This is a genomic window from Bacillus sp. 220_BSPC (assembly GCF_001054655.1).
GTDB classification, from domain to species: domain Bacteria; phylum Bacillota; class Bacilli; order Bacillales; family DSM-1321; genus Peribacillus; species Peribacillus frigoritolerans.
The window spans coordinates 19,844-35,299 of record NZ_JVPL01000177.1; the positions used below are offsets into that span (position 1 = coordinate 19,844).

The 15,456-nt window shown below is 38.3% G+C and carries 16 protein-coding genes and 2 pseudogenes; 16 read left to right on the forward strand and 2 right to left on the reverse strand.

The window, feature by feature from the left end:
* Nucleotides 1–77 precede the first annotated feature (77 nt).
* The 9 genes and pseudogenes from ADA55_RS12140 to ADA55_RS28475 all read left to right on the forward strand — a co-directional run bounded on the left by ADA55_RS12140 (nucleotide 78) and on the right by ADA55_RS28475 (nucleotide 4,925).
* Nucleotides 78–755: a DUF421 domain-containing protein gene (locus ADA55_RS12140; RefSeq protein WP_048684132.1), complete on the forward strand. Its 678-nt coding sequence runs from the start codon at nucleotides 78–80 to the stop codon at nucleotides 753–755.
* Nucleotides 756–1,231: 476 nt separating this feature from the next.
* Nucleotides 1,232–1,381, forward strand: a complete 150-nt coding sequence (locus tag ADA55_RS30030; protein ID WP_176702861.1) for a hypothetical protein — start codon at nucleotides 1,232–1,234, stop codon at nucleotides 1,379–1,381.
* 83 nt (nucleotides 1,382–1,464) lie between these two features.
* A complete protein-coding gene (locus ADA55_RS12145) occupies nucleotides 1,465–2,196 on the forward strand; it encodes a DUF421 domain-containing protein (protein ID WP_048684135.1) in 732 nt (243 codons plus the stop codon).
* A gap of 543 nt (nucleotides 2,197–2,739) precedes the next feature.
* Nucleotides 2,740–2,895 (forward strand): annotated as a pseudogene (locus ADA55_RS28470) (JAB domain-containing protein); the annotation flags it as partial.
* A 132-nt stretch (nucleotides 2,896–3,027) separates the two neighbouring features.
* Nucleotides 3,028–3,336, forward strand: a complete 309-nt coding sequence (locus ADA55_RS29350) for a hypothetical protein (RefSeq protein ID WP_142398528.1) — start codon at nucleotides 3,028–3,030, stop codon at nucleotides 3,334–3,336.
* 162 nt (nucleotides 3,337–3,498) lie between these two features.
* Nucleotides 3,499–3,987: a hypothetical protein gene (locus tag ADA55_RS12150; RefSeq protein ID WP_048684137.1), complete on the forward strand. Its 489-nt coding sequence runs from the start codon at nucleotides 3,499–3,501 to the stop codon at nucleotides 3,985–3,987.
* Complete coding sequence (locus tag ADA55_RS12155) at nucleotides 3,971–4,363, forward strand: hypothetical protein (protein ID WP_048684140.1); 393 nt, start codon at nucleotides 3,971–3,973, stop codon at nucleotides 4,361–4,363. The genes ADA55_RS12150 and ADA55_RS12155 overlap by 17 nt, the downstream gene beginning before the upstream one ends.
* A 127-nt stretch (nucleotides 4,364–4,490) precedes the next feature.
* The gene (locus tag ADA55_RS12160) at nucleotides 4,491–4,700 is read left to right on the forward strand and encodes a hypothetical protein (RefSeq protein ID WP_048684143.1); all 210 of its coding nucleotides are present in this window, start codon (nucleotides 4,491–4,493) and stop codon (nucleotides 4,698–4,700) included.
* 84 nt (nucleotides 4,701–4,784) lie between these two features.
* The gene (locus ADA55_RS28475) at nucleotides 4,785–4,925 is read left to right on the forward strand and encodes an IDEAL domain-containing protein (protein ID WP_226990459.1); all 141 of its coding nucleotides are present in this window, start codon (nucleotides 4,785–4,787) and stop codon (nucleotides 4,923–4,925) included.
* A gap of 636 nt (nucleotides 4,926–5,561) precedes the next feature.
* Here the strand turns inward: ADA55_RS28475 and ADA55_RS12165 are convergent.
* Entirely contained in the window at nucleotides 5,562–6,236 is a 675-nt protein-coding gene (locus ADA55_RS12165) for a GntR family transcriptional regulator (RefSeq protein WP_048684146.1), read from the reverse strand.
* A 511-nt stretch (nucleotides 6,237–6,747) separates the two neighbouring features.
* Between ADA55_RS12165 and ADA55_RS12170 the strand changes: the two genes are divergently transcribed.
* The 7 genes from ADA55_RS12170 (at nucleotide 6,748) to ADA55_RS12200 (ending at nucleotide 14,676) form a co-directional block, all read left to right on the forward strand.
* Nucleotides 6,748–7,947: a CaiB/BaiF CoA transferase family protein gene (locus ADA55_RS12170; RefSeq protein WP_105718884.1), complete on the forward strand. Its 1,200-nt coding sequence runs from the start codon at nucleotides 6,748–6,750 to the stop codon at nucleotides 7,945–7,947.
* 17 nt (nucleotides 7,948–7,964) lie between these two features.
* A complete protein-coding gene (locus ADA55_RS12175) occupies nucleotides 7,965–9,242 on the forward strand; it encodes a 3-isopropylmalate dehydratase large subunit (RefSeq protein WP_048684151.1) in 1,278 nt (425 codons plus the stop codon).
* Complete coding sequence (locus ADA55_RS12180) at nucleotides 9,242–9,739, forward strand: 3-isopropylmalate dehydratase (RefSeq protein WP_048684154.1); 498 nt, start codon at nucleotides 9,242–9,244, stop codon at nucleotides 9,737–9,739. The genes ADA55_RS12175 and ADA55_RS12180 overlap by 1 nt, the downstream gene beginning before the upstream one ends.
* 19 nt (nucleotides 9,740–9,758) lie before the next feature.
* The gene (locus ADA55_RS12185; protein WP_048684158.1) at nucleotides 9,759–10,652 is read left to right on the forward strand and encodes a hydroxymethylglutaryl-CoA lyase; all 894 of its coding nucleotides are present in this window, start codon (nucleotides 9,759–9,761) and stop codon (nucleotides 10,650–10,652) included.
* A gap of 35 nt (nucleotides 10,653–10,687) precedes the next feature.
* Complete coding sequence (locus ADA55_RS12190; RefSeq protein ID WP_048684160.1) at nucleotides 10,688–11,443, forward strand: maleate cis-trans isomerase family protein; 756 nt, start codon at nucleotides 10,688–10,690, stop codon at nucleotides 11,441–11,443.
* Nucleotides 11,444–11,547: 104 nt separating this feature from the next.
* Nucleotides 11,548–12,648, forward strand: coding sequence for a tartrate dehydrogenase (locus ADA55_RS12195; protein ID WP_048684163.1), 1,101 nt, complete (start codon nucleotides 11,548–11,550; stop codon nucleotides 12,646–12,648).
* Nucleotides 12,649–13,386: 738 nt separating this feature from the next.
* On the forward strand, nucleotides 13,387–14,676 hold the full coding sequence (locus ADA55_RS12200; RefSeq protein ID WP_048684165.1) for an SLC13 family permease: 1,290 nt from the start codon (nucleotides 13,387–13,389) through the stop codon (nucleotides 14,674–14,676).
* Nucleotides 14,677–14,840: 164 nt separating this feature from the next.
* Here ADA55_RS12200 and ADA55_RS12205 read toward each other — a convergent pair.
* Nucleotides 14,841–15,456: pseudogene (locus ADA55_RS12205) on the reverse strand (IS3 family transposase); the annotation flags it as partial.

Consider the following 15,456-nt stretch of genomic DNA (forward strand, 5'->3'; position numbering starts at 1 on the left):
TTTCAATAGTAATATTTTGTCGCTATTGGGAGTGTTGATCCTTAAAGGATATATTATTGGAGTGGAGTATATACAATATGAAATTCATGGATTTAACCTTTGAACTTATCATTGGTTTTTTTCTTCTTTTTATAATCGTCAAGATTGTTGGAAAAAAAATTATTAATCAGATTACACCGTTTACTTTTATTGCTTCTATAGTGCTAAGCGAATTACTGGGAAATGCATTGTTTGACCATCAAATTGGTCTTCTTTATATTATTTACTCCATGACATTATGGGGGCTTTTACTATTTATAGTTGAATTTCTTGGACAAAAATATTTATTGTTTCGAGGATTATTTGAAGGAAAACCATCAGCTCTAATTAAAAATGGAATAGTTGATCGAGAAGAATTAAAAAAAAATCGGATGAATATCAATCAATTGCAAAGCTTACTCAGACAAAGTGAAACCTTTTCTATTCGAGAAGTTGCCTTTTGTTATTTAGAAGCAAACGGCTCAATCAGCATTTTAAAAAAGACAAAGTATCAAAAAACTACTCAGGAAGATTTCAATATGACTATAAAACCTGTTTATGTTCCTGTCACTATAATCCGCGATGGCAAGGTTTTATGGGATGAATTAAAAGAGTTAAATTTTGATGAATCTTGGTTAAAAACACAGTTATCAGCTCAAGGTATATCTGATTATAAAGATGTTTTTTTAGCTGAATGGTTAGAAAATGAATGTCTTTTTATACAAAAAAATGATTAATATACGCTTTTTATTTTTATAGTGTATATTGTTAATATCACAGCTAATCTGTTTGGTGTATTTAACCATTCACAACAAGAATTATGTTAATAAGTATAGGTCTGTCTATGAACTATCTTACCACTTGAATTCTGACTCCACCCCTAGATGTCCAACGCATCTCTAAGATAGCTTTTTTGTATGAAAACACATTAGTGAAAGAGACCATACTAAAATAAGATCCACCAAAAAAAGTTCAGCCTGGTTGTATTGTTAACATTCATTATCGTCAAGGGGTTAGTGGGTTAGACTTTATTTTGGGGTAATGAGCAGGATTTCGTGATAGATGGTGGCGGCGAGGATTGCCGCCATAGAAGTTTCTTATGCAACTATCGGGGCAGGTTGGTTCATTAAGCGTAGTGTATTCGAACTGTATTTAAATTACTTTGGAATATTTTTTTATTTACTACGAATCCTAATTTTAGGAGGCGAAAAAAATGAAAAAACAAGAAAAGTCAAAAAAAATTGGCCAAAAAGCAGATTCAATGAATGCTATGGATCAAGGGTTAAACTTGTTTCCACAAATATTTAATAACGCTACTGGTATTGATAAGGGGAACGACGGTAAAATCAATAAGGATGATTAATTTGAACGCCTTTTTTTGGGCGTTTTTCTCTCTTATCTAATGATATATATTAAATTGTAAAGTTCCCTATATGAGGTGATATTATGGAATATGCATTACAAATATTAAAAGTTTTAGGCCGAATTGTCACCATTTTGCCACTAGCACTATTTGCAACACTTTATATGGGGAAACGCTCCATAGGTGAATTGCCGGTGTTTGATTTTTTAGTCATTTTAACTTTGGGTGCTGTAGTTGGTGCGGATATTGCAGACCCAAAGATTAATCATATATATACAGCGATTGCCATTATTGCAATAGCTTTACTACAGAAATTAGTTGCAACTTGGAAAATTAAAAATCGTAAAATAGGCCGTTTGTTAACATTTGAACCTACAATGGTCATTTATCAAGGACAATTTTCAGTGAACAAAATGAAAAAAATACAGTATTCGATTGATACCATTTTACAGATGTTAAGAGAACAACAAATTTTTAATGTAAAGGATGTTGAAATAGCTATAGTTGAAGCAAATGGAAATTTATCTGTTAAATTGTATCCTGAAAAGGAAGTTGCACGCGTCGAACATATTCTACCACAACCGGATGTTTTTAATAAGGGAATTGATGTACCAGTTGTTATTGATGGAGAGATTTTTGAAAAAGTCCTATATTCAAGGAATTTAAATGAATCATGGCTTTATGAGGAGTTAGAAAGAAAAAATATTTTCGATGTAAAGGAAGTCTTTTATGCTGCTGTTAACGATATGAATGAACTACATGTAAGCATAAAAAACACAAATAACCTTCAAAACCTTCCACCTATTCTGCACTAGAAAGGGAAGGTTTCGAAGGTTTATATTTCTAATTATAATACCCTAACTATAAGTGGGGTTTTATGCAGCTTCTTATTCAATATAATACGCTAGTACTTATTGTGAAACTAGAAACTAAAAGCATTATCATAATAAAACGTTTTATTTTCATATAGGACCTCCCATTTTAAAGTTAATATGCCCTATGTAATTTATTTCAATTATAAGGCTTATTTCTGTAAGCCGAAAATTGCCAACTAATGTGTTTTTTCTTAGTTAAGTAACAGTGGCAGCTTAGCAAGATTGTGAAGATTTGTACTTAAACTAACGGGTGCGTAGTTCATTAAGAAGTATGGAAAATGATCAAACAATTTTGTAAAAGAATCATTCAATTCAATATATTAAGAGCGTTGTTTTGGTCAATCTTTTTTCAAAACACGCTCTTTCTTTTCGTTTACCAAAGTTTTTAATATCAATTTGATCAAACTTTATTTTAAAATATAATCAAAAAAAATGGATAAGTTAGGTATAACCGAACTTACCAAGGAGAAACATGTCCTTTTCCACCCATCGGGTGATCCAACCCCGAGTATGGAAGACATTGAAGTCACAAAGAGATTGGCGGAAGCAGGGAAAATTATAGGGATTGAGATTTTAGACCATTTGATTGTTTCCCATACGGGTCAATATGTTAGCTTAAAAGAAAAGGGGTATTTTTGAAAAAAGAAATTGGACAAGTAGAGGGGGGGATGCCCCCCCTCTAGTGACTGAGTACCTTGAGAAAAAGCACTGAAGGAAACAACCAATAAAAGGAGGCACACCGGCTGGATCGTCAGCTGGTGGTGTTCACGCATGGAGAAAAAACATCCGTTTTTTCTCGATTTAGAGCAGCAGGCATCGAGCCTGCTTGACGGTTGCTTGATGCAACCTCAAGAACTTACAGGAGCGCTTTCGGGTAGAAGGGACAATTTGCTGAGCAAATACTCTAGGCTCGTAATAAAAGTCAGAATGCCATTCCTTCGCTTTCTTCTTACTTTATCTTTACCTTTACAATTTTTCCTCCAGCCTTTTTACCCGCCTGTTCCAATAGTTTCGCAAACTGTTTCTTTATTTCCATATCCTTTTTGTTCTTTTTCAGCATATATATCCCTCGCAATTTAATATTCTTGCTAAATAGTATCGCCATGGTAAAGGAAGCTTATACATTCACCAGTTCTAAAGTGACCTCTTCCCCACTATATTGTTAGTAAAGTGGAAAACTGGCAAAGTGACCCTAAGATATGTTTCCATTTTTACAGAATGAGAGGAGAGAGGAGGGAAGGGATGTCATCATTGAACCCTTTTTTCGAGGAAATGAAGAAAATGGATCCAAAACCAAAAGCTATTCAAAAAACATCTTCCGGAGGTCCTTCGCACCAAATAACGTCGGTGAGGAAGGTTAGGAAAGACAAGCAGCATGACATTAAGTTCCCTGTCGACTATGTCATGAAGGTCAAGCTCCGGACCCTTTGCAAAACGTTAAATCCGATATATAAGCAAAAAACGGGAAAATCCTTGACCCAAACGGCCTGCAATACCTTATTGCTAAGGTTCGGTTTGACTAGATGGAAGGATGTGAATTATGCAATGGACTATACGGACACGAAGGAATATATGCACACCTACTTGCTGGAAACGGAATACGGCGAAAGGGGGGGATTGCATGAAGTCGCCATCTTGAAGGACCTGTCCGATCGGAGGGTTGCCTATTGCATGATCCATCATACCGTTGCCTGGCTAGAAAGAGGGGGTTCCATTGAAGAAATCCTATAGTCAATTCAACCTTTTATCGAACAAGCTGGTTTATGGGACAAAGGAAAAAAAGGGTTTTTTTGATTTCTTCTTGCCTAAATATCGATATCTGCAAATTGAGGTACCCTATTATGAATTTTTAAGGGGGGAGGTATTCGTTGAAGACATGAAGGATTTGTTCGAAGAGGCTCCGCAAAACCTGACACTTTATCATCTGATTGCCCTCCTGTATTTTGACTTTCTGGAACAAGTGAAAAAAGGGGCCAAATATGAACAGCTCTGTCCCTTTTTGATTTCTTCCAAGAAAAAATTCCTGGAACGGCCGATGATTGAAAAAAGGGTAAGTCGGAGATTTACCGGGGTGAGGTATTCCTGCATGACATTTCCCCATACTTGATGGATGAAGAGTTGAAGGTCGAGGATTTACTGGTGATTTTGTTCATGGACTTTCTAAAAAGGATTAAAGAAAAGGGAAACTCAAGCCAAGCCATGAAGGCCATTTTATTGAACTTTGAGGATTACTTTTGATAAGCGGTCAAAAAAATCAGGCACAGAGAAAGGATAGTTACAACTATCCTTTTATTAAAGATCTTTTGCCCGGTGTGATAATTCCGATGAAAAATAGAAAAAGGAGCCAGACAAGCACTTTACAAAATAATAATAATCCTCAAGGTACTCAGTATAATAGAAAAAAGGTAAAGGAGTTGGTTTCTTATGGAGAAGCAATTGCCTGAAACGCTACTGGAACCTGAAGTAATCGCTGAAATGTACTTAAAAAAGCCCTTGCCGATTACAGGAAAGTCCAAATTGAAAAACAAATCGATGACTCATTGAAAAACCGAAATAAGGTAGAGTTTTTCCGATTAACAAATGAATTAAAACGTACAACATTAAATGCAAACAAACAGAACTTAATAAAAATTATAACTCCTAACTTAATTCTTTATTTAACTAGATAAAAGGAATTCAATAAAGGAAATAAAATTAGAATAATGGATCAGGTAATGCTGCTTAATTTCTTCCTGATTCATTTTTTTATTTAAGTGGTCTTAGATATGCTACGGGGACCTCAATAAATACCACTCTATAGACATAAAAGAGATAAGAATAAATAAGAAAAGTCAAATTCATGGTTCTTTTTTATGGATAGCTTAAAAAAGCTATCAAAAGAAGAAATCTATTTTTGTAATGTACCATAAACCTCGTTAGAATATACGCCTGTATTTTAATTTGCCTACAGTGCTTTGAATTATTTATAACTTAAAGAATAAAATTCGAGTTCTTGGGTAAAGGTTCTTCTTACTCTTTCTTTACGATCCTATTAAAACCATCATGAAGTAAAATTCAAGAGCTAAGGAAGAAGGTTGTTAAACGACGCGGATAGAGTAATTGACACTGTAGAATGATATGTAAATCTAACAGATCTGATAGCAGTACGAAGAAAAATATGGTTAATATGTGGAACATAAAGACATACAAAAAAGGCAGCTTTACATTAGAGTAAAACTGACCGAAGTTTTAAATAGAGTTCGTTTGTATTATTGCTCCCATTGAAATAACTTTTCATTTAGCATGGGATCCCAAGGTAATATAGTTTACTTGTCTTTTAAATCCATTTGCTCATTTAATGCTGAATGGGCAACCTTTAAGCTTCTTTGGATATGCTCACCCATTTTTTCTTCGGTTTTTAAAGGATTTCGATTTTTAAGAGCGAAATAAATTTGGATGTGATCGTCGACCAGATCAGGAAAGCTATCGGTATGTTCCTTAAGGATACAGTTCCGAATATAGAGTACTTTTGTTTTAATTACTTCAAATAATTTAATAAGCTGCTTATTAAGAGATGCACATGCAATGATATCATGAAATTGTTGATTTAAGAGTGTGAGCTTTTTCTTGTCATTTTTATTCAGGGCTTCCTTGGATTCATGAATAATATGTTCTAATTCGTTTAATTGTTCCTCTGTGATATTAGTTGCCGCTAGCTTTGCTGATAGTGATTCAAGACTTTTCCGGCATTCATAGATATCTAAAATATCTTGAGTAGTAGGGTTATAAACCAATAAGACATTACCATCTTGGACCAGCATATCATCTTTTGTAAGCATTCGAAACGCTTCGCGAACTGTCCCCCTACTTACCCCAATGAATTCTGCCACCTTGGTTTCGACTAGTCGTTCACCGGGCTGGTATTTTCCCTCCAAAATCATTTCTTTAACAATAGTATAAACCTGGCTATGAAGCGGTTCAGTTTTCTTAATTTCCCTCACAACAATCCCCCTAGGATAAAAAAATAACTTTAACTTATACTTTGATTCATTAATTAATTAATGTATTTGAAAAATTTACTGGATAAAGTTTTTATGTATTTTAGAGGGCTCCCGAATTTTCCCTTGTCTACTTGTAAACTTCTTAATTGAATGCTTCATGGTAAAAGGCTTTTGCATTAACGATTCGCATAAATATTTGCTTACAATTAGTTTACTATACTTCATGTGTAAATCAAAAGCTAGAACAGTATAACTATGATATACACCTTCACACCATGTCAATATCTAAGGTGAAGGAATTAAATAAGATGAATTAATAATAAAGAAAATAAAAAAATAAAAAGTCAGAAAATTTAATGTTAACCGTTGACAGTCTACAATGATGAGGGTAGAATTAAAAAATGAAATCGCTTACTTAATGAAAGATTTAATCATAAGAACGTATGTATCGAAATTCAGAAGAAATATAGATTTACATAAATAAAAATATTTAATTCAGGGGATGTTTGATATGGCAAAGAAAGCACTTGAGGGATTAAGAGTTCTAGAAATGGGACAATTGATAGCTGGGCCTTCCGCATCTAGACTATTAGGGGAATTTGGAGCAGAGGTAATTAAGGTCGAAACTCCTGAGACAGGCGACCCGATCCGAACATGGAGAGTAGTCGAGAATGGAACCAGCCTTTGGTGGTATATTCAATCGCGAAATAAAAAATCAATCACGATTAACCTACGTGAGCCCGAAGGTCAGCAATTGATTCGTTTACTTGTAAAAGAAGTTGATATTTTAATAGAAAATTTCCGACCGGGAACTATGGAAAAGTGGGGGTTGGGTTATGAAGAGTTAAAGGCCATCAATCCGCGTCTAATTATGATTCGTGTATCAGGGTATGGACAGGATGGCCCATATCGTGATAAGGCAGGGTTTGGTTCAATCGGTGAAGCACTAGGTGGGCTTCGTTACATAACTGGTTATCCAGACCGTCCCCCTACACGTGTAGGGATTAGCATTGGTGATTCATTATCTGCACTATACTCGGTCATTGGAGCATTGATGGCCGTCCATCACAGAGATGTGAACGGAACTGGAGAAGGACAAGTAATCGATGTTGCCTTGTATGAATCTGTATTTAGCATGATGGAAAGTACTCTTCCAGAATTTGACCGTGCCGGAGTCATTCGTGAAAGAACAGGAAGTACGCTGCCGGGAATTACTCCATCCAACACGTATTTATGTAGTGATGGAAAATATGTGGTTATTGGAGCTAACGGTGATGCTATATTCAAACGTCTTATGCATGCAATGAAGCGGAGTGATATAGCGGAGGATACTCGTTTTGAAAATAACTCGAAACGTTCAGAACATGCGAACTTCTTAGATGCATTAATCGAAGAATGGACCAAGAGTATGCCTTTCGATGAAGTCATGAATCATTTAGATGACGCAAAGGTTCCAGCCGGTGCGATTTATTCCATTGAGGACATTGTGAACGATCCGCATTACCAAGCTCGTCAAATGATTCAAGAAGTTAATGTAGATGAAATAGGGCCATTAAAAATGCCCGGAATCGTGCCTAAAATGAGTGAAACTCCTGGTAATATCGAATGGGCAGGCCCGAAACTAGGTCAGCATACGAATGAAGTGTTATCGGAGAAAATCGGTATATCGGAAGAACAAATCAGAAGCCTAAAGGAAAAAGGCATTATCTAAAGAGGGGTTGAACGCTAATGGGAATGACTATGTCGGAAAAAATCTTGGCAAGAGCCTCTGGACAGCCTGACGTGAAAGCAGGCGAGATTGTTTGGGTCAAGGTAGATATCGCGATGATGCACGATTTGCTGGGACCCTGGCTAGTAGATGGTGGTTTCCGTCGTCTAGGAGGGAAATTATTTGATAAAGATAAGGTTGTCGTGGTTTCTGATCACTGTACTCCTCCAGCGACCGTCCAGCAAGCGGATATTCTGAAGTTCACTCGGGATTGGGCTCGACAAAAGGAACTTCCATATTACTACGAATACGAAGGTCCTTGCCATCAGGTGATTGTAGAACACGGTCATGTCCGTCCGGGAAGATTGATACTTGGCACAGATTCCCATACATGTATGGCGGGGGGGCTGGGAGCATTCGCAACCGGTATTGGTTCCACTGAAATGATTGGGGTTTTGTTGACAGGCGAAACCTGGTTAAAGGTTCCGGAAACCATCAAAGTGGTATGGGATGGCAAATTGCCTCAGGGTGTGTACTCCAAAGATCTGGTACTTAAAACTATCAAAGAGATTGGACATGCAGGAGCAACGTATCAAACTATTGAATTTTCCGGTAGTGCCATTAGAGGCTTGTCTATGGATGAACGCTTGGTTTTATCTAATATGGCAGTGGAAGCAGGTGCGAAAACAGGACTGATACAACCAGACGAAACAGTTGCGGATTTTTTACGCTCAAAAGGTGTTCTCGAAGAACTAGATATGATCAAGAGTGATGATGATGCATCGTTTATCAAAACCTTACATTTTAATGCTTCTGATTTGGAACCTCAGGTAGCCTGTCCGCATGAAGTCGATAATGTTCACCCTGTCAGTGCAGTAGAAGGGAAAGCAGTGGATCAGGTATATTTAGGTTCCTGTACGAATGGTCGATTAGAGGATTTGCGGATTGCTGCCCAAATCCTGAAGGGGAAAAAGGTCTCTAAAAATATCCGCTGCCTCGTGGTACCAGCCTCACAGCACATTTGGATGCAGGCGAATAAAGAAGGAATTCTCGATATTTTGACGGAAGCGGGTTGCTTTGTAAACATGCCTTCTTGCGGCGCTTGTGGAGGATTCACCAGCGGAGTCATCGGGGCAGGCGAGGTAGTCATGTCATCGTCGAACCGGAATTTCAGGGGAAGAATGGGTTCTCCAAGAGGGGAAGTATTTTTAGGGTCTCCTGCAACGGTCGCTGCTACTGCAATCGAGGGGATAATTACTGATCCGCGTAAATACTTACCAAAGGAGGTTAGAGTGTAATGTCAGTCATCATTCGAGGTCGTGTATGGAAATATGGTGACAACATTAATACTGACATTATTTCACCGGGACAATACATGAGTTTGCCTGTAGAAAAACAGGCCGTGCATGCCATGGAAGCGATTGATCCTGACTTTGCTAAAAAGGTTCAGCCCGGTGACATACTGGTTGCAGGAAATAATTTCGGCTCAGGTTCCAGTCGGGAAACGGCACAAATGGTATTGAAGCATCTCCAAATAGGGGCGATAATCGCAGACTCCTTCGCACGTATTTTTTATCGGAATTCTATCAATGTTGGACTGCCGGTTGTGGAAATGGTGAACACCTCTGTCATTCAAGAAGGGGATGAGATTGAAGTAGATCTTTTGGCTGGAAGAATCATTAACCACACGCAAGGGACAGAATACAAAGGAACAAAACTCCCTGAACATTTAATAGAAATGGTGACGCTTGGCGGTTTAGAGCCCTATCTAGCTAAGAAACTAGGTATCTCGTAAGTCAGAAAGGAGATGAACCATGTATTTACCAAAGAATGTAGAGATAATTGAAGTTGGACCAAGGGATGGCCTTCAAAATGAGGCGAATTTTATCTCGACAGAAAAAAAGATTGATTTAATTAATGCGTTAAACAAAACCGGCATTAAAAGAATGGAAGCGACTTCCTTTGTACATCCAGAGTATGTACCCCAAATGAAGGACGCTAAAGAAGTGCTCCGAGGAATGGAACGTGAAAGTAATGTGCAGTACATGGCCCTGATTCCGAATGAAAAAGGCTATGACCGGGCGGTTGAGAATGGGGTAAATGCCCTTTCGATTGTAGTGGGTGCAAGTGACAGCTTTAATTTGAAAAATGTCAAAATGACCAGAGAAGAGTCTATCACTAAATTTAGTAGTGTCATTGAGAAGGCAAAAGCATATGGCATGTTTATCCGATTTAATATCGCAACTTCGTTCTGGTGCCCTTTTGAAGGAAAGGTACATCCAGATGTAGTATTGGAAATCATTCGCCAATTTGACAGTTTAGGCGTGGATGAAATTGTGGTTTGTGATACAATCGGCCGTGCAAATCCAGCACAAGTTCATGATTTATTCAATCAGATCTCACAGGGGCAACCGAAAGCGATGATCACCGCCCATTTCCATGATACATATGGATTTGCCCAGGCGAATATTATAGCGGCTCTTCAAGTAGGGGTCACACGTTTTGACACTTCCATCGGTGGACTTGGTGGATGCCCTTTTGCCCCAGGAGCGGCAGGTAATGTTGCTACGGAAGATGTAGTATGCATGCTACATGAAATGGGGATTGATACAGGAATCGATCTTCCTTCCCTCCTTAATTGTGTAGAATTAGTGGAGCCTTTGACCACTCGTGAATTAAAAGGTCATTACCACAAAGTAAAAGCATGATCCAACAAATATAAAATTTTTTAGGAGGAACAAACATGAGCAAAAATTATCGAGTAGGTCTTATCGTACCAAGTTCAAATACCACAATGGAAACAGAAATTCCAGCCATGCTTCATTCTAGGATGCAGGTAGAACCGGAAGAAACATTCACATTCCATTCATCACGTATGCGCATGATGCATGTTAATCCAGAAGAGTTGAAAAAAATGGACGTGGATAGCGATCGTTGTGCGGTTGAACTTTCTGACGCTCGATGTGATGTTTTGGCATATGCTTGTTTGGTTGCCATCATGTGTCAAGGTCCTGGATACCACGAGATCTCTGAAGAACGCCTAGGGAAGACGACCGAGGAAAATGGTGGGGCAGCTCCAATCGTCAGCAGTGCGGGTGCATTAATTGAAGGTTTAAACACTATAGGTGCAAAAAGGGTTTCTATCATTACACCGTATATGAAGCCCCTTACGAAAACCGTTATTGAATATTTGAATGCGGCTGGTATTGAGGTCATCGATTCTATAAGTTTAGAAGTGGCAGACAACCTCGAAGTTGGCCGTTTAAATCCCATGAACCTGATTGAGCATGCAGATCATTTGAATATTGAAGGTGCAGATGCTGTGGTATTATCGGCATGCGTTCAGATGCCTTCTCTTCCAGCCATTCAAGAAGTGCAGGATCGTTTAGGGGTACCGGTTCTATCTGCTGGAGTTGCTACGGTTTATAAGATACTTAAGCAATTAGGTCTTAATACGGAAGTTCCGAATGCTGGAGCCTTGTTATCAGGGAAGTATTAATAATTAAGAACTAATCAACCGTTAGAAAAGTAAGAATCCCGTGGAACTGGCCGCCATTTTCTTAAATGGCGGCTCCAGTAATCGAATTAGATAGGGGAAAAACGATGAAAAGACCATATAAAATCGCCGTTATTGCCGGTGATGGAATCGGGCCGGAAGTATTGACCGAAGGAATCAAGGTATTAAACAAAACAGCAGAACTGGACGGATCGTTTGAATTTCAATTCACCTATTTTCCGTGGGGCTGTGAATATTACCTTGAGCATGGAAAAATGATGGAGGAAGGTGGATTAGAACAGCTAAAGGCTTATGATGCCATTTATTTAGGAGCAGTCGGGTATCCAGGTGTTCCTGATCATATTTCCTTATGGGACCTATTACTAAAAATTCGCAAAGGCTTTAATCAGTATGTAAATATACGCCCGATTACACTTCTAGAAGGAGCGCCCTGTCCGTTAAAGGATGTAAGTCGTGAACAAATTGATATGTTAGTCATCCGCGAAAATAGTGAAGGCGAATATGCAGGAGCCGGTGATTGGTTATTTAAAGGGCAGCCTAATGAAGTGGTCTTGCAGACTGGTATATTTTCACGAATAGGTACTGAACGGATTATTCGCTATGCCTTTGAAGAAGCAAGAAAACAGGGAAGATCTTTGACAAGCATTAGTAAAGGAAATGCATTAAATTATTCTATGGTTTTTTGGGATGAGGTCTTTAACGAAGTAGCAAAAGAGTATCCTGATGTGAAAACTTATTCATATTTAGTGGACGCTGCTGCCATGTTCTTCGTGAAGCAACCATGGCGATTTGAAGTGGTTGTCACTTCCAATTTATTTGGAGATATCATTACTGATTTAGGAGCCGCCATTGCAGGGGGACTAGGACTTGCAGCAGGTGCAAATATCAATCCAGAACGAGAGTATCCATCCATGTTCGAGCCAATTCATGGTTCCGCACCTGATATCGCTGGAAAAGGAATAGCTAATCCATTGGCTTCGATATGGTCCGCTAGTCAGATGTTAGATTTTTTCGGTCACGAGGACTGGGGTAAAAGGGTTTTAAGTGCCATTGAAAGAGTGATGATTGAAGCAGACGTATTGACACCAGATATGGGTGGGACTTCTAGCACCACTCAAGTTGGTGATAGAGTTATAGATGGAATCCAAGATTTAAATACTAGTAATATTGTTCAACCTACCCTCTAATTAATAGCATTGAACTCTGCACTAATAATGGTGACAGAACTTAGATTATTCTTCAGATATCAGGTGTTTGGGGTTATTTCTGGCTTCAGTTTCAATGGGATGGAGTTATTGCTTTAATACAGTTTTTGTTATTGAGGTGCTACTCTCTTGTCCAAGTAGTTTAAAGAAAGCTGGAGTAAGTGTTACGAACAGTACAAGTCATAGGCCAATCTCCGTTTACAGCCATGTATAAATGAAATAAGGCTTACATAGCTGTAAACAAGGTCCTACAAAAGATCTTGAAGATTTTTTTAAATGTTGACTTTTGGAAGTAAATGGATGAATTATATATTGATTAAACAGAATATTTTTAATTTTAAAAAATATTAGAGATTTAGTGAGGATTACAGATATAAAGTTATAAGAATATGAAATGTATTGGTAAGAGTAGTCAAATTCCTTTGTTATGAACGGTATGTTATTAGGGTGAGGGTTGTTTTTTTACCGAATGTAAGCGTTTTATAACTAACGGCAGATAAACGAATGTTATGAACACTGTGCAGAGGCTGGTCATGTAGAGAGTAATGATTAAGATTACATATTTGATAGTTTGTTCAGGTTAGTAAGAAATTTACACTTTCTTGAAGGCATAAAAATCTATAGACAGTCTCCATTTCCATATTGTGACTTGGAATGTAGCAGCTTTTCACTACCAGATTGGTCAGCCACAACGGTAGCACACTTTAGGAGGCGAATAAAATGAGTTTAGAACTTATTACAATTTTTGTACTTTTAGCCATGTTCATTATCGGTTCCTTTGTTTCTGTCAACATGGGTATCTTAGGAATGGTTGCTGCTTTTGTTGTCGGCACCTATGTTAGTGGTTTAGCGATAGAGGATATCTATGCCGCTTTTCCCATTGATATGTTTATTCTCCTCACAGGGGTCACCTATTTGTTTGCAATCGCATTAAACAACGGTACCCTTGACTTAATTATTTCCGGGGGACTCAAATTGGTTAAAGGTAACGTTGGCCTCCTGCCTTGGGTATTATTTTCACTTGCAGCGATGTTATCGGCAGTTGGAGCTTCAACAGTTGCAGTGGGCCCTATTTTATTCCCAATTGCTTTACGGTTAGCTCACCAGCATAAGATTAATCCAATCCTGATGGGCACTTTGATTTCTACTGGAATGTATGCGGGTTCCTTCTCACCACTCAATATCTTCGGCTTGGTTGTAAACGGTATCATGAGTTCGGAGAAAATCCCACATTCACCTATCATGCTTTTCTTCAACACTTTTGTTTTTTATGTACTCATTTCAATCGTAATTTTTATAGCTTTCGGGGGAATTCGTTTACTTAAGCACACTACAAGCGCCCAATTTCAGATGGCCGCCACAATTGATGGCAATGATGTAAGTGTTCCTAACGAAAAAGAAGACCAAGGAGCTTTATGGTATCAAATCGCGACACTTTTCGGTATCGGTCTTCTTATCACAATGGCCCTTGCATTCCAAATGAACATGGGCTTTGGGGCATTGATGATTGGTCTGGTTCTTGGATTAATGGCACCTTCAAAACAAACCCAAATCATGAAACAAATGCCATGGTCTGTAATGATCATGGTAACGGGTATCATGACATATGTAGGTGTTATGGAAAAGGTTGGAACGATGGATTACATGACTGAACAGATTGCAAGTGTAGGGAACCCTGTACTCGCAGCTCTTATGGCTTCATATGTTGGAGGTATCGTCTCGGCATTTGCTTCTACAGCAGGTTTCCTGACCGCGGTTATTCCACTTTCAGCGCCAATCTTACAGGATCCTACCATGTCATCCATCGGTGTAGTTTCAGCACTTGCTGTAGCTGCCAGTGTAGTTGACATTAGTCCTTTCTCTACAAACGGGGCGCTAATTATGGCAAACGTACAAGGGGTAAATGAGCGTCTATTCTTCAGGAAACTATTAATGATTGCTGGTCTCTTCATTGTAGTTGGACCAGGACTAGCCTGGTTGATTTTCGTTCTTATCGGTACACCTTGGTAATAGATAATAATATTAATATAAAATCGACTCTGCCGATAAAACTATACAGTAGTGAATGTTTAATATCGTATTGTAGAATTCATTAATTCAAAGCCAAAACACATCCATTCTAATTTCCTGAACTGTGCTCTATAAAATGGACAGTCTAAAAAAAGACCTATAGTTTATACAGCTAACCGATGGCTCCCGTATTGTGCGGGAGTCATTCTATTTAGGCTCCATTGGTAACGATTTGTATTGTATTCTTCTATGTATTCTTCAATGATGAGGTGTAACTCCTCAAATGTTTGACACACTGAATAATCCACTTCATCTTTAAAATGGCCAAAGAATGATTCCATGGGGGCATTATCCCAACAATTTCCCTTCCGGGACATAGATTGTATGAGTCCTAGTTTCTTTACTCGCCGTTGAAACTCAGGGTGTGTATAATGAACGCCTTGATCTGAATGAATCATCGCTTCAGGATGAAGCAGTTCATCTAGTGAATCGGCGAGTTTTTCCAATGTCCGATAGACGATGTCATCTTGAGGCTTCTGGATAAGTGATAGGCAACGATTTCCCGTGTAACAGCGTTTTTGACACAAGAAAGATAAGCTGGCTGTCCAGAACCCCAATAGACGTAAGTGATATCCGTAAGAAAAGTTTTCCTAGGTTCTCCTTGGTTAAATTTCCTGTTTAAGAGGTTTGGAACGACTTTATGCTCATGGGTGGCTTTAGCCATTTTCTTATAGGGATTCGCTTGGCGAATTCTTGCCTTCAGGTTGAACTTATTCATAA